Annotated in this window: 20 protein-coding genes and 1 pseudogene; 9 read left to right on the plus strand and 12 right to left on the minus strand. The window is 69.4% G+C overall.

The features are described 5' to 3' along the window. Position 1 precedes the first annotated feature (1 nt). Positions 2-1,168 carry an SRPBCC family protein gene (locus PV721_RS23340; protein ID WP_319727454.1) on the plus strand — a complete coding sequence of 389 codons (1,167 nt, stop codon included), beginning with the start codon at positions 2-4 and terminating at the stop codon, positions 1,166-1,168. Positions 1,169-1,297: 129 nt separating this feature from the next. On the opposite strand, the gene PV721_RS23345 is transcribed toward PV721_RS23340, so the two are convergent. The 3 genes from PV721_RS23345 to PV721_RS23355 all read right to left on the minus strand — a co-directional run bounded on the left by PV721_RS23345 (position 1,298) and on the right by PV721_RS23355 (position 3,120). Further along, positions 1,298-1,471, minus strand: coding sequence for a CsbD family protein (locus tag PV721_RS23345; RefSeq protein ID WP_319727455.1), 174 nt, complete (start codon positions 1,469-1,471; stop codon positions 1,298-1,300). A gap of 120 nt (positions 1,472-1,591) precedes the next feature. Beyond that, positions 1,592-2,236, minus strand: a complete 645-nt coding sequence (locus PV721_RS23350) for an NADPH-dependent F420 reductase (protein ID WP_319727456.1) — start codon at positions 2,234-2,236, stop codon at positions 1,592-1,594. Positions 2,237-2,307: 71 nt separating this feature from the next. Continuing rightward, a complete protein-coding gene (locus PV721_RS23355; RefSeq protein WP_319727457.1) occupies positions 2,308-3,120 on the minus strand; it encodes an inositol monophosphatase in 813 nt (270 codons plus the stop codon). Between the two features lie 116 nt (positions 3,121-3,236). Here PV721_RS23355 and PV721_RS23360 point away from each other — a divergent pair, with 116 nt between their 5' ends. Further along, positions 3,237-4,166 (plus strand): LysR family transcriptional regulator, encoded by a 930-nt coding sequence (locus PV721_RS23360; protein ID WP_319727458.1) that lies wholly within the window; start codon positions 3,237-3,239, stop codon positions 4,164-4,166. On the opposite strand, the gene PV721_RS23365 is transcribed toward PV721_RS23360, so the two are convergent. The 5 genes from PV721_RS23365 to PV721_RS23385 form a co-directional block, all read right to left on the minus strand. Next, positions 4,135-4,740: an alkaline shock response membrane anchor protein AmaP gene (locus tag PV721_RS23365; RefSeq protein ID WP_319727460.1), complete on the minus strand. Its 606-nt coding sequence runs from the start codon at positions 4,738-4,740 to the stop codon at positions 4,135-4,137. The two genes, PV721_RS23360 and PV721_RS23365, sit on opposite strands and share 32 nt — an antisense overlap. 48 nt (positions 4,741-4,788) lie before the next feature. Next, on the minus strand, positions 4,789-5,439 hold the full coding sequence (locus tag PV721_RS23370) for a DUF6286 domain-containing protein (RefSeq protein ID WP_319727462.1): 651 nt from the start codon (positions 5,437-5,439) through the stop codon (positions 4,789-4,791). A 35-nt stretch (positions 5,440-5,474) separates the two neighbouring features. Then, positions 5,475-5,792 (minus strand): hypothetical protein, encoded by a 318-nt coding sequence (locus PV721_RS23375; protein WP_319727464.1) that lies wholly within the window; start codon positions 5,790-5,792, stop codon positions 5,475-5,477. Positions 5,793-5,872: 80 nt separating this feature from the next. Next, positions 5,873-6,052 carry a hypothetical protein gene (locus tag PV721_RS23380; RefSeq protein ID WP_319727466.1) on the minus strand — a complete coding sequence of 60 codons (180 nt, stop codon included), beginning with the start codon at positions 6,050-6,052 and terminating at the stop codon, positions 5,873-5,875. Positions 6,053-6,117: 65 nt separating this feature from the next. Continuing rightward, positions 6,118-6,600, minus strand: coding sequence for an Asp23/Gls24 family envelope stress response protein (locus PV721_RS23385; protein WP_319727467.1), 483 nt, complete (start codon positions 6,598-6,600; stop codon positions 6,118-6,120). 164 nt (positions 6,601-6,764) lie between these two features. Here PV721_RS23385 and PV721_RS23390 point away from each other — a divergent pair, with 164 nt between their 5' ends. The 3 genes from PV721_RS23390 to PV721_RS23400 are packed head-to-tail and all read left to right on the plus strand — an operon-like array spanning position 6,765 to position 8,439. Next, positions 6,765-7,409, plus strand: a complete 645-nt coding sequence (locus tag PV721_RS23390) for an RNA polymerase sigma factor (RefSeq protein WP_319727468.1) — start codon at positions 6,765-6,767, stop codon at positions 7,407-7,409. Then, the gene (locus PV721_RS23395) at positions 7,400-8,068 is read left to right on the plus strand and encodes a hypothetical protein (RefSeq protein WP_319727469.1); all 669 of its coding nucleotides are present in this window, start codon (positions 7,400-7,402) and stop codon (positions 8,066-8,068) included. The genes PV721_RS23390 and PV721_RS23395 overlap by 10 nt, the downstream gene beginning before the upstream one ends. Further along, positions 8,065-8,439: a hypothetical protein gene (locus PV721_RS23400; RefSeq protein ID WP_319727470.1), complete on the plus strand. Its 375-nt coding sequence runs from the start codon at positions 8,065-8,067 to the stop codon at positions 8,437-8,439. The genes PV721_RS23395 and PV721_RS23400 overlap by 4 nt, the downstream gene beginning before the upstream one ends. A 105-nt stretch (positions 8,440-8,544) precedes the next feature. On the opposite strand, the gene PV721_RS23405 is transcribed toward PV721_RS23400, so the two are convergent. Then, positions 8,545-8,715 carry a hypothetical protein gene (locus PV721_RS23405; protein WP_319727471.1) on the minus strand — a complete coding sequence of 57 codons (171 nt, stop codon included), beginning with the start codon at positions 8,713-8,715 and terminating at the stop codon, positions 8,545-8,547. Between the two features lie 148 nt (positions 8,716-8,863). Between PV721_RS23405 and PV721_RS23410 the strand changes: the two genes are divergently transcribed. Next, a complete protein-coding gene (locus tag PV721_RS23410) occupies positions 8,864-9,304 on the plus strand; it encodes a hypothetical protein (RefSeq protein WP_319727472.1) in 441 nt (146 codons plus the stop codon). 95 nt (positions 9,305-9,399) lie between these two features. On the opposite strand, the gene PV721_RS23415 is transcribed toward PV721_RS23410, so the two are convergent. Further along, positions 9,400-9,720, minus strand: a complete 321-nt coding sequence (locus PV721_RS23415; RefSeq protein WP_319727474.1) for an STAS domain-containing protein — start codon at positions 9,718-9,720, stop codon at positions 9,400-9,402. Between the two features lie 458 nt (positions 9,721-10,178). Here PV721_RS23415 and PV721_RS23420 point away from each other — a divergent pair, with 458 nt between their 5' ends. The 3 genes from PV721_RS23420 to PV721_RS23430 all read left to right on the plus strand — a co-directional run bounded on the left by PV721_RS23420 (position 10,179) and on the right by PV721_RS23430 (position 11,615). Further along, on the plus strand, positions 10,179-10,334 hold the full coding sequence (locus PV721_RS23420; protein WP_319727484.1) for a DUF6131 family protein: 156 nt from the start codon (positions 10,179-10,181) through the stop codon (positions 10,332-10,334). Between the two features lie 137 nt (positions 10,335-10,471). Continuing rightward, the gene (locus PV721_RS23425; protein WP_319727476.1) at positions 10,472-10,861 is read left to right on the plus strand and encodes a hypothetical protein; all 390 of its coding nucleotides are present in this window, start codon (positions 10,472-10,474) and stop codon (positions 10,859-10,861) included. A gap of 358 nt (positions 10,862-11,219) precedes the next feature. Further along, positions 11,220-11,615: an ATP-binding protein gene (locus PV721_RS23430; RefSeq protein ID WP_319727478.1), complete on the plus strand. Its 396-nt coding sequence runs from the start codon at positions 11,220-11,222 to the stop codon at positions 11,613-11,615. A gap of 111 nt (positions 11,616-11,726) precedes the next feature. On the opposite strand, the gene PV721_RS23435 is transcribed toward PV721_RS23430, so the two are convergent. Both PV721_RS23435 and PV721_RS23440 read right to left on the minus strand, forming a co-directional pair. Continuing rightward, positions 11,727-12,245, minus strand: a complete 519-nt coding sequence (locus tag PV721_RS23435; protein ID WP_319727480.1) for a hypothetical protein — start codon at positions 12,243-12,245, stop codon at positions 11,727-11,729. A gap of 214 nt (positions 12,246-12,459) precedes the next feature. Next, positions 12,460-12,567, minus strand: a pseudogene (locus PV721_RS23440) (hemerythrin domain-containing protein); the annotation flags it as partial.

The following is a 12,567-nucleotide window of genomic DNA, read 5'->3' on the forward strand; positions in this document are numbered from 1 at the left end:
CATGGCACAGTCAGAACGCGACAGCGCCCAAGAATCCAAGTCGGGCTTCGACCAGCTGCTCGAAGAGCTGACCACATTTCTGGGAGCCCAGGCCGGGCAGCTTGCGGACAAGGCGACGGACAAGCTGGGGGAAGTGACCGATCAGCTCACGGACGTGGCGCAAGGCAAGGGAAAGCTCTCTGACGTCGCCGGTATCGGGGGGCGGATGCTGCAAGGCGACTCGCCCATGAAGGCGATGATGGGCCAGGGCTTCAGTGGCCTCAAGGACAAGGTGACCGACGCCGCCTCCCAAATCTTCGGCAAGGGCAAGAAGGGCCGTAAGAGCGGCGGGAAGGTCGTCAACATCGTCGAGTTCATCGATGTCGGCCTGCCGCTGCGCACCGTGTACGACCACTGGTCGCAGTACGAGGACTTCAGTGGCTTCGCCAAGGGCGTTCGCGACGTCTCGCGCAACGATGACACCACCAGTGACTGGAAAGTCAAGGTCGGGCCTTCGACGCGCGGTTGGAAGGCCACCGTTCAGGAGCAGATACCCGACGAGCGGATCGTATGGACTTCAGAAGGCGCCAAGGGGAGCACCCGCGGCTGCGTCAGCTTCCACGAGCTCGCCCCATCGCTGACCCGCATCGTCGTGGTGGTGGAGTACTACCCCTCCGGATTCTTCGAGAAGACCGGCAACCTGTGGCGCGCTCAGGGCCGCCGCCTGCGCCTGGACCTCAAGCATTTCCTGCGGCACGTCTCGCTCACCACTGACGAACCGGAAGGCTGGCGCGGCGAGATCCGAGACGGCGAGGTGGTCCGAACCCACGAAGAGGCCCTGGAGGAAGAAGAGGAAGAAGGCGAGTACGAAGAGGACGAAGACGCGGGCGAGGAAGAAGGGGAGTACGAAGAGGACGAAGAGGGCGGCGAGTCGGTAGGGGACGAAGAAGGCGAAGAGGGGGACGAGCCGGCCGGGGAGTACGAAGAGGAGGAAGAGGGGGGCGAGTTCGAGGAAGGCGAAGAGCCTGAGGAGGAAGAGCCTGAGGAAGACGAAGAGGAACCCGAAGGTGATGACGCCAATGGCGAGGAGGAATACGCCGAGGAGGACGTCCCTGAACAGGACGACGAGGACGACGAGGGCGACGAGGACGAAGCCGTTGGAGCAAGCCGTCCGCGCCGCCGACGGTAGTCGCGTGCACGATCAGCGGGCCGGAGGGCCGGGCTGGTCGCCGAGAAGGGCCGACGTTGGCGTCGGCCCTTCTCCGTAGTGCCCGGGTCCATCGGCTGGAGTCAATGCTCTGGAGTTAATCCTCTGGAGTTAATGCTTCAGCGTGTCCTTGGCCTTCTGAATGGTCTGCTTCGCATCGCCCGCCATCTGCTCGCGGGCCCCCTTCGCCTCCAGGCTCTCGTTGCCGACGACCTGGCCGGTGGTTTCCTTCACCTTGCCCTTGGTCTTCTTGGCCACGTTCTTGACCTTCTTGCCTGCTGCCATCCTTTTCACCTCCCACACCACTGCGTGGCGCGGTCCACATGCCAGCTTCCCTGCCTCTACCCCCGGCCGGGTCACCTAAGCGGATTATCCGCCCAAATCGGTAAATTATGTCTTGGTGGGTCAGCGGGCGAGGGAGACGGCGAAGGGCTTGAAGCCGTGTCGGCGCAGGATGTGGGGCACGGCCAGGATCATGGCCTCGGTGGCGCGGGCCGTGGTGATGTCGCCGAGGTCCTCGATCCGTTCGGGCTGCCAGCCCAGATCGCCGAGCAGGCCGGTGACGGTCCTCTTCGCGTGTTCGTCGTCGCCCGAGAGGTAGGCGGTCGGTGGGGTGGCCAGGGTCTCGGGGGCGGTCATGACCATGAAAAGCATGGTGTTGAGGGTCTTGACCACATGGGTGTCGGGCAGCGCGGCTTGGAGCTTCTCGGCGAGGCTGCTGCCCGGGTAGCACAGGTCGCCGGGCAGGCCGTCAGCGGCGTCGAGGGTTGCGTTGGAGACGTCGACGAGGATCTTTCCGGAGAGCTCGGTGCGCAGGTCGGTGAGGCGCTCCAGGGAGCTGTTGCCGGGCGTCGCGTTGATCACGATGTCCGTGGTGCGGGCGGTGGTGCGCTGATCGGCGAAGGTGATCCGCGGGGCGGGCCCACTGGTGCGGGCGGCGGTGTCTTCGGGGCTCCGGCACCCGATGGTGACATGGTGGCCGGCTGCGGAGAGCTTGCCGGCGAGGTTGGTGCCGACGCGGCCGGCGCCCAGGATGCCGATGTTGGTCATGCGGGGATGCTCCTTGCGGATCGGTATCGGTATCGGTATCGGTCTCGGGGTGGAGGTGGGGAGACATCCGGTCAGGTGATCGGCGAGAGGACCTTGAGGGCGGCGCCGTGGATGCCGGGGGCGGCGGCCAGGAAGTCGCCGCTGCCGGTGTTCCAGGCTTCGCCCGTCAGGTCGGTGACGGTGCCTCCGGCCTCGGAGACCAGCAGGGCGCCGGCGACCAGGCCGGAGCGGACGTCGGAGAACTGCCAGAACGCGTCCGTGCGTCCGGCGGCGACGTGGATGAGTTGCATCGTGGCGGGAACGGACACGCGCACGACCAGGCCGTTGATGAGCATCGCCGTGACGGAGTCACCGATCCGCCGGAAAGTGCGCTCGTCCTCGCCGGGCTTGGCCTGGCCGGTGCCGACGAGCGCCGCGCCCAGGTCGGTCTTGGCGGACACCTTCAGGGGTCGGCCGTTGAGGCGGGCACCGCCGCCGGCGACGGCGGTGTAGGTGTCGCCGGTCAGCGGCAGGTGGACGACGGTGAGTACCGGCTGGTTGTCGCGGACCAGGGTGGCGGTGACGGCCCATTCCTCCATGCCGTGGACGTGATTGATGTTGCCCTCGGCGGGGTCGACGACCCACCACTCCCCGGGCGGGAGCGCGCCGCCGGCCAGCTCGTCCTCGGCCCACTGCGACCCTTGCCGGGCCCGCAGCAGCGGTTCCCGCAGCACGTCCAGCACTGCGTCGTCGTTGGCGTGGATCTCGCCGACGACCTCGTCCAGACTCACGCCCCGCGCGTGCGAGGTGGAGCGGTCGCGCAGCGTGACGCCAGCGGCTTTCACCGCAGCGGTCACGCCGGACAGGAGCGTCGCGTCGGCGTCGAAAGGCATGGCGGTGCTCATGTGGGCTCCCTGGGATCGGTTTCAGCGGGGCGGCGGTCGTCTCGCCCCGCACTTCGAAAGTAGGGTCCCTGGTCATTAACGACAAGTGCATGCTTGTCACTCGTAGAGTTACTGTCATGCAACTGGATTTGAACCTGCTGACCGCCCTGGACGCCCTGCTGGAAGAGGGCAGTGTCGCCGGCGCTGCAGCGCGCCTCCACGTCACCGCACCGGCGATGAGCCGCGCCCTGGGCCGCATCCGCAAGGCCACCGGTGACCAGATCCTGGTCCGCACCGGCCGCAGCATGGTCCCCACCCCGCGCGCGCTGGGGATGCGCGCCCAGGTCCACGCCCTCGTCGAGCAGGCCCACCAACTTCTCTCCGCGCAGCAGGAACTCGACCTAACGGCTCTGGACCGGGTGTTCACCGTGCGCTGGCACGACGCCCTGACCGGCGCTTGCGGCACCGCCCTGACCACGGCCGTCCTCCATCAGGCTCCCGGCGTCCGGCTGCGTCTGTCCGCCGAACCCGGGACGGACGACGCCGAGCTGCGCCGGGGTGAGGTCGACCTCGAATCGAGCTCCAGCGCTCCGACGCTCCCCGACATCCGCCACCGCCTCGTCGGCAGGGACCGGCTCATCGTCGCCGTCCGTCCGGGCCACCCGCTCACCGAAGGCCCGCTGAGCCCCGAGCGCTACGCAGCCGCAGAACACCTCACGGTCTCGCGGCGCGGAAGCCTGCGCGACCCGATCGATGACGCCCTGACCACACGCGGCCTCGAACGACGCGTCGTCGCCGCCGGGCCCACCGCCGCCTTCGCCCTGCAACTCGCCCTCGACACCGACCTGGTCGTCACCCTCCCCGACGCGGTCACCCGCACGGCTCGGGAACAACTCGGCCTGGCCGCGCTGCCGCCGCCATTCCCGCTGCCCGACGTCCCCCTGTACCTGCTGTGGCACCAGCGCTACGACGACGACCGCGCCCACACCTGGCTGCGAGACCTGGCCACCGAAACCGTCCAGGCACTCTTCACACCTAGTCGGCGCGGTGGGCTTTGTGCGGACTGACCCGCAGTTCCACCGTCGCGGGGAGGCGGGTCTGGCCGGTGGAGCGGCGGGCGCGTTCCAGAGGGCCGTCGCCGAGCGCCTGGAGGACGGGGCCGGGCTCGCTGTCGGAGGTGAGGGTGAGGTCGAGGTGGGCTTCCGGATGCTTGGCCGGGCCGTCCATCCGTGCCCGGGCCTTGTGGACGCCGAGCTGTTGCTGGGCATCGGCGGCCAGAGCGTCGCTGAGGGCACGCTCGCGAAGTTCCACGCCGTCCACGACGGCTGCCCCGCCCAGGGGTACGTGGCCCGGGTGCGTGCGGCGCAGCTGTGCCAGGAGCCACCACAGGGCGAGCAGGACGACGATGGCCAGGACGGCGATCACCACGGGCCACCACCATCCTTCGTCCGTCCAGCGGGTGCGGTCGGCGGCGTCGACCAGGACATCTTGGGGAGCGATGAGCGGCCAGCCGTCAGGGGCTGTCAGCTCCCAGCGCCGGTACAGGTCGAAGCCGCCCGCCAGAATCAGGATGCCTGAGCCGAGCAGGACGATGCCTGTCAGGGCCAGAAGGACTCGGTTGACTGCGGATTTCCTCTTCATGGGATCCGTTTCCTGTCTGTTGCTCGGCCGTGGTCCTTCAGGGACGGCTCACTTCCGGCGTGGGCGTACCCGAACGGAGAGCCCACGCGGGCGGGCGAGGGCGAGCCGGTCGAGTTCCTCCCGCAGAGCGGCCAGGAGATCGGCCTTGACGTCGGCTGGGGCGCGGAAACGCACGTCCGCCCGGGCCTTTACGCGGTGTTGGAAGACGCGGATCCTGGCAGCACTGACCCCGGGGACGCGCATGGCGGCATCGCGCAGAAGGAGTGCCGCGGAGTCGCGATCCATCACGGCCCGCATCTGCCCGTCGGAGGTCTTGAGGGGCACCTCGTGACGCAGGCCGGGGGTGACGGCCAGGACGATGAGCCAGAGGCCGAGGAGGCCGAGGACGGCCGCACCGATCTGTATCCAGACGTCGTCCAGCGGGCGGGTGGCCAGTTCGTCGGCCAGGTGCGTGCGCCAGGCTGCGGCGGGCTGGCCCGCACGGACCCTGACGATGTCGAACAGGAGGGTGCCGGCCGCAGCTCCGATGAGGAGAGCGGTGATCGCGGCGGGTGTCCGGCGTGCGGACCACCGGCGCCCGGCAGCCGGCCGTGGACCGGCGGAAGGCTGCTTGCCCAGCGGCCCCGTCGTGTCGGAGGCGACCTTGTCGGTTGCGATGGGCCGCTCCGCCTCGGCAGGGGGGTCTTGGTCCCGTTTCATACCGGCTCTCCTTCCCGGTGTGCCTGCGGACCGGTTCACTGCACGCGTCGGTCTTCCAGGCCGCCGGAGGGAACCAGGTGCTCGATGTCGAGGGTGACTTCAGTGATGCGCATCCCGGTCAAATGGGCGACCCGATCGCTGACGTAGTGCTGCACCTGGCGGGAGGCACCGGCGAGGTCCATCGGGTAGGGCAGGTCCAGTGTCAGCGCCAGCCGGGCTGTGCCGCTCCCGACGGTGACCGAGGCGTGCGGAGCCGCCAGCTTCACACGAGCGGCCGAAGCGTCCGCGTGCGTGGCCAGAGCCTCCCGCGCGGCGCGGGCCGCGATACGGGCCACCACCTTTTCCGGAATCACCGTGGCGCCACGTTCGGCAGCCGGCAGGACCGGCCGGGTGGCTGCTGCTCCGCCGGGTGAAGCAGCGGCAGGCTGCGACGTCACCGCCGGTCCCGGGAACGCGTGAAGTCGGAGAGCTCCAGGTCACCCTGCAGCATGCGGCCGAGCACCAGGCCGACGAGGCCCAGGAACGCCACGAGCAGGAACGCCCAGAAGCCGCCGAAGAATGCGGCGAAGCCCAGGGCCATGCCGGCAAGCAGACCCGTCGTTGCTGCGCTCATCTCACTCACCTGAATTTCGAGTCGATCGTTGTTCGCCCGTCGGCGGAACGCCGTGGGCTGTGAGGTCACTGCACGCGGCCCTCGCCTTCCTCCTCCTCGTCCTCCTCGTCGGGCAGGTGGACGTCGTCGACGGCGATGTTCACTTCGACGACCTCCAAGCCGGTCATGCGTTCCACAGCCGTGATGACGCTGGTCCGCACGTCGGCGGCGATGTCCACGATGGCAACGCCGTACTCCACGACCACGTCGAGATCGACGGCGGCCTGCCGTTCGCCCACCTCGACCTTCACTCCGCGACTCACGCTGGGACGTCCGCCCGGGACCTTGTCGGTCACCGCCCCGAGCGTGCGTGCCATGCCGGAACCGAGGCTGTGGATGCCCGGCACCTCGCGGGTGGCCATTCCTGCGATCTTTTCGACGACGCTGTCGGCGATCGTCGTCCGGCCCCGGGTCTCGGGAGCCGTCCCGGCGCCGGTCTGACCCGTGAGGGTCTTGCCGGCAGACCGCGGCTCGCTCCCGCCCGCGGTGGGGTTGATGGTGTCCGACATGAGGACCTCCCCAGGGTGTCCGTCCGGGCGCCGGTGCGGTGCCCTCACTCTTTAGACACTCCGCAGGGGCATTCCTCACCCGGCTCGCGCGACGCGTTCCGCATACCATCGAGGGGTGCGTACGCAAGCCGCGACGACCGTCTCCGGCAGAAAGCGAGCGGCGGATGCGCAATCCGACCAGACCCCCGCCCCCGTACGGCGCAAACCTCTCCCTGCGGCCGGCGCCGCAGCCGACCGTCGACGGGGCTGCAGACCGGGACACTCCCAGTGACCTGGACGACAGTGTCCTGGCGGTACGGGCGTCCGAAGGGGATGAAGACGCGTTCGCCGTCCTGGTCCGCCGGCACGGTAGCCGCCTGCTCGCCCTCGCCCAGCATCTGCTCGGAAACCGGGCAGACGCCGAGGATGCCGTCCAGGACTCCTTCCTCAGCGCGTGGCGGCGGCTGCCGGAATTCCGCCACGGTGCCTCGTTCGGCACTTGGATGTACCGCATCGTCACGAACCGTTGCCTCAACACGCTGCGCCACCGGCCCCGCCCCGTGCCCTTGGACGTCATCCCCGAACCCGCTGCCGCGGATGCGGACAGCTCACCGCCCCGAGTGGCCGAGTCCGACGCAGCCACAGCCGCGCTGGCGCGAGCGCTCTTGGAGCTGCGCCCCGAGCTGCGCGTGTGCTGGGTTCTGAGGGAGCTGCACGGCCTGCACTACGAAGAGATCGCCCATGTGGTGGGCAGCAGCGAACAAACGGTGCGCGGCAGGCTCTTTCGTGCACGGCGCGCTCTGACGGAGGCGATGCGCCCATGGCGCTGAACGACCCGCACCTCACCTCCCCTGACGAGCCCGAGAACGTGGCCACGAGGGCCGAAGCACCGCCGACCTCTGACGCCGAGCTGCTGGCCGGCGGGGAACTGCTGCCCTGCGGACGCCCCCTCGGGCGCGCCTGGGAGCAGGCTCGCGACCTCGCCGGCGCGGCAGATCCCCACAGCAGCAGCTGCCCCTACTGCCAGGAGGCTGTCGAAGGGCTTGCCGCCCTGGATCGTGCCACCCGTGCTCTGCGCGCCGAGGAACAGCCCGACAGCCACAGCCTCGCCAACCGGGTCATCAACGCGGTCCGGGCGGAGGTACGGCTGGGGGCGATGCTGTTGCTGGACGATCCCGATCGCGATCTGCGCATCGCCGAGAGCGCGGCCGCGAAAGTGTTGCGCCGGGCGGCTGACACCGTTCTCGGCGCGCGGGCTGCCAGCTGTCGCCTCACCCCCGTACAGGGCGGCCACTCCGTCGCCATCACGGTGGCCGCCGCGCTCGACAAGCCCTTGCGGGAACGGGCTGAGAAGGTGCGCCAAGCTGTCTTTTACGCAGCTGAGCACACCCTCGGTCTCGCCGTCACGGTCGTCGACCTTGAAATCAATGCCGTGCTGGAACGGCCTCATGTGCCGGGCGGCGAGCGGTTCGAGCCGAGCGAACGATGACGCGAACGATAACCGCCTCCGACCGTGAGGAGATCCAGCAGGCGGCAGCCGCAGCAGCCCTCGCCGCTCCCGGTGTCGCAGCACTCCAGCCCGCGCTCGCCGATCGGCTGGCTCTCGCAGCCTCACGCGTCTACCACGCCATGACGGCAGGAACCGCCTCGCACCACGAGGCGGCCGGTATCCGCTGCGAACACACCCCGGAAGGCGGATGGCACGTGGAGGTGCGCTGCGTCCTGCACGCTGACCGTCGCGTCGTCGACACCGCCCGACAGGTTCGCGAGGACGTGTGGACCGCAGTCACCACCTGTTTGACCCGGCAGGGTGCAACCAGACCCGTCAGGGTCCTGGTCACCGTCACCCGCACGGTTTGAACCGACCGCAGCACGCCGTGCGCGTGGCATCCCAGTGCCCTCGCGCCGATCGAGCCGGTCGTGCCGGTCGTGGTCAGAGCTTGAATACGTCCTTGCCTTTTTCCTTCACTTGAATACGTCCTTGCCCTTTTCCTTCATGTGACGGCCCTTGCCACGGGCTTCCAAAGCGGCGCCTTTGGCTGCGGTGGTTTCGTTGCCCAGGGCATGCGCTGCTTTCCGTACGGCCTTCCCGATCACTTGCTCGGCCTTGGCCTTGATCTTCTCACTGGCGCTCATGTCCGCCCCTTCCTTCTGTCTATGTCTGTACCCGCAGCGGGGAATAACAGGCAGAGGGTCTGCCCGGCACTTGCGCGACCGGTAAAGGGGCAGCTGGCGGGTGCCATCGCGGGGGACTGCGGCGTCCGGCGGGGCGGAGAATGGGGTTATGGCAGAAAACGCCGGCCCGATGATGGAGGCGACGCTGTACGAGGCGCCGCATTACGAGGGGCCCGCTGTCGCAGTGCCGCCCGACAAGGGGAACGAGGGCGGGGAGGCGGTCGCGTACTCGCTCGCCCACCTGGGCCTGAACCGGCTCGGATCTCTGCGCGCCCCGACCCTGCCCGCCGACCCGGACGATCTGTTCCGACAAGAACTACGGTGGGTGACGACCGTCACCGTGTGGGAGTCCAGGCCGGACAGCTGGATGGCCGACGACGGCGAGCGGGGCAAGGCTTGGCAAGATTACGGCGCCGACACCACGGATCTCGGGGCCTGGGCTGCGAAGGTCAGGTACGTCCGCGTCTGGAAGCAGACGGCGGACGCTCTGACGGACGCCGACAGCCTCCTGCACGACGCGGCGCCGATCGCGATCGTGATCGTGGAGTAGGGGTCTGGTGCGGCTGTCCTCGCCGTTGCGATCGGCGCCTGAGCAGGCAGGGGCGGGCTCCCGGCCACGGGGGACGGGGCAGCGGCACGTCGGTATCAGGCCCGGCGTGCAGCGTCGACGTCCGGCGTGATGCGCAGGAACGCCGCTGCCCCACTGAGCTCCAGGAGCCGGCGCAGCTGGGGTGGAAGAGGGCCCGCGACGATGAATCGAGGGATCCGACGATGGGCCTGCACGAGGAGCCGGATCAGACCGGAGTCCGCGTAGACGACTCCGGACACGTCGATGATCGTCCGCACGGCCGGGGCGGATTGGGCCTCGGCCAAGGCTCTGCGGAACGGCGCCATGGTTCCGCTGTCGAACTCCCCCGCGAGAACGAGGACGAGGGCGCCGTTCCCTTGATCGGGCAACCGGGTCACGCCGGTGCCGCCGAGCGTGCTCGCCAGCCAGGAACCGTAGGTCGGTCGTCGGCCGCGCCGCGGGCGCGCTGACGGGGCGTGCCCGAACCGGAAGGGGAATCGCATCGTGCACCGCCTGTCGTCGACGTTGCGCGGTCAGTGGGTCGCGCAGTGGACCGCCGATCATTCCCAGGGTTGAGGCCCCACGAGGCCACGGCTCGGATCATTCCGCCGCTCAGATGGAGAGATCCGGTGGCACCGGTTATGCGATGGCCGAAAATCGAGACGTCACCGCCGAGCCGAGGCGGAGCCCTTCGTCGATGTTACAGAAATCTTCCGGTCACGCTCGCGGGGGCGACGGCGATCTGAAGGTCGAGTCTGAGGAGAGCTGCTCCTTCAATCCGTTCATTCGTGCTCGGACAAGCCGTCGGGCACGGCCGGCGCCTATCCTGGTCATGAACCCGAAGACGGAGGGCATCATGCTCATTCTTGGCATCATTCTTCTCGTCATCGGCTTCGTGGCGGGAATTTCGATCCTGTGGACCATCGGGATCATTCTGCTCGTCATTGGGGCTGTCCTCTGGATCCTGGGAGCGACCGGTCACGCCGTAGGCGGCCGCCGTCACTACTGGTAGCACCGTCCAGGAGCGCGGTCCGACACCGGCCGCCCGCCGCCTGCCGCGACCACTTCTGTGAACGGTGGGACGATGGCATGACCAGCGATAGAGGCGCCGGCACAGACGCGCCCATCCCGAGACAGGCAGGCGAGGCCATGACGAAGCAGCCGAAGCCGTCCCAGCCGAAGCACGGCAAGGGTCCAGGTCCCCACGAGGGCACGAAGCAGCACGGCTGGTCGCCGGACGTGGACGAGACCACGCAGCAGGAGAATCCGAGCGCCCACCGTTCCTTCCACCCGGAGACGTACGCCCCCGCCAAGGGCCCCGGACGGACGGCTTCCAAGGAAGAGGCGGGCAACCCGCACGGAGCGCCCGTCAAGAGCCACGGCACACGAGGCGAAGACCAGAGCAAGGCGTCCGGGGAGAAGGGCATGCACGACCTCGGCACCCGGGGCCGGTCGCAGCGTCCCAGCGGAACGAAGGACGCTTCCGCCTCGACGGGCGTGGACCCCCAGGACCCGCCGGGCAAGCGCAGCGGCGGATAGTGCGGGTGGGCCGTGCCCCCGCGGTCACCGTTGGTGCTGGTCTCCCGGGAGGACCGGACCGGTTGCGGTCGTTGGACACCGTCGCGCCGCCTCTCTTTGCTCGTGCTGCCCGTGCCGCCGTCGCCGCCCGCTCGGGGCGCGCCGCGGCGACGGCTGCCGCTCGAGACGACATGGACGAGGACCTCGTCTCCGGCCCGGCACCGGTGGCGCCGAGAATCTGGCCGTACTGGCGCCCTTCCGCGGTTCCTCGATCTTCATGAACAGGCGTAATCGGTGCAATCACGCCCCAATGAGGTTTTCGGTGGCAGGAGGGGGCAGGCGGCATATAGGTCTCCACCAGGGAAGGAGGATCACGATCATGGCCACACCCGTTCTCGATCGGCACGTACAGCGCATGGGTCGGCCCACGGCATCGGCACGTGAGGCCACCCGCGCCTTCCTTCTCCACGCCGCACGGGTCAGGTCCCCCACCCGGCCCGAAAACCCCGACGGCGTTCTCCTGGTCGTCGCCGAGCTCGTCACCAACGCGCTCCGCCATACGGACGGACCCTGCACCCTCCACCTGGGATTGCACCAGGACCACATCGACATCCGTGTGACCGACAGCAGCTCCCGCCCACCCCAGCCACGCCCACCTCACACCGACGGAACCGGCGGCTGGGGATGGCACCTGATCCACCACCTCACCACCCACGTCCACATCTCCCGCACACCCGACGGGGGCAAAGCCATCTGTGCCCACGCCCCTTGGTAGGGCTCGGTCAGCGCCGCACGCAGCAGGAGGGGTGGCACGGGCGCGTGCGCGCCGCCCCTGCCATCAGGGCCCAGGCCGGGGGGCCGCCTGGTTGTGGCGGCCTCCGGGGCATTACGGCAGGCGGGCGCCCTGAACGTTCAGTCGTTCCAGGAGACGGGGCCGGTGCAGCTCGGCGATGCCTTCGAGGAGGTCGGGGTGACGCAGCAGGGCAGCGGCTTCACTGTCGAGGGCGCTGGGGTTCGTCAGGCGCTGCAGGCTGCCGGCCTCGGTGTGGTGCTCGGTCGCGGCCAGGGCCTCGTGGGCGCGCGCGGCCAGGGCCGGCTCGGCCAGCAGGCACGCTGCCCAGCTGACGACGGTTTCGTCGACCCATGTCCGCCAGGCGCTGTCCGTGTCGTCGGGGTGCGGCTCGCATCCGGTGAGCCAGTCCAGCCGGTGAGATCCGCTGGGGGCGAGCAGGTGGAGCAGCTGGACGTCCATGCTGGTCGGATAGCACAGGGATGCTGCCAGGGTGGCGGCCTGCCGGGCCTGGGCTTCGGCCAGGGCGCGGCTGAGCGCGCCCGTCGGGGGCTGGTAGGCCGCCAGGAGCCAGCGGGCAGAGGCGGCTATGAGCGGAGTCAGGTCGGCGGGCACGGGCGATCGGTCCTCAGCGGCGAGCTCACCCGGGATGCTGACCTGCGGTGAGCTGTTCTGTACGGAGCCGCGCTGCCCCGCTCGTGAACGACCAGTGTAGGCGGCCGTCACAGACTGAGGGGTGACCCGCGTCACGCTGCCCTGCCAGGGGCGCGTGGGGCGTCCGCATGCTCGCGGCCGCCCCACGCGCCCCTGATCGCGACTCCCGGGCCGGTCAGGACTTTCCGCGGCCGGTGACGAAGTCGCGGGCCCGGTCGACCAGACCGACACCCGGCGCGAGGAGCTTGTTGGCCGGCGGGGTACTCGGCGCGGAGGGGTGGGG

This window comes from Streptomyces sp. MB09-01 (genome assembly GCF_033794505.1).
In the GTDB taxonomy this organism is placed as follows: Bacteria; Actinomycetota; Actinomycetes; order Streptomycetales; family Streptomycetaceae; genus Streptomyces.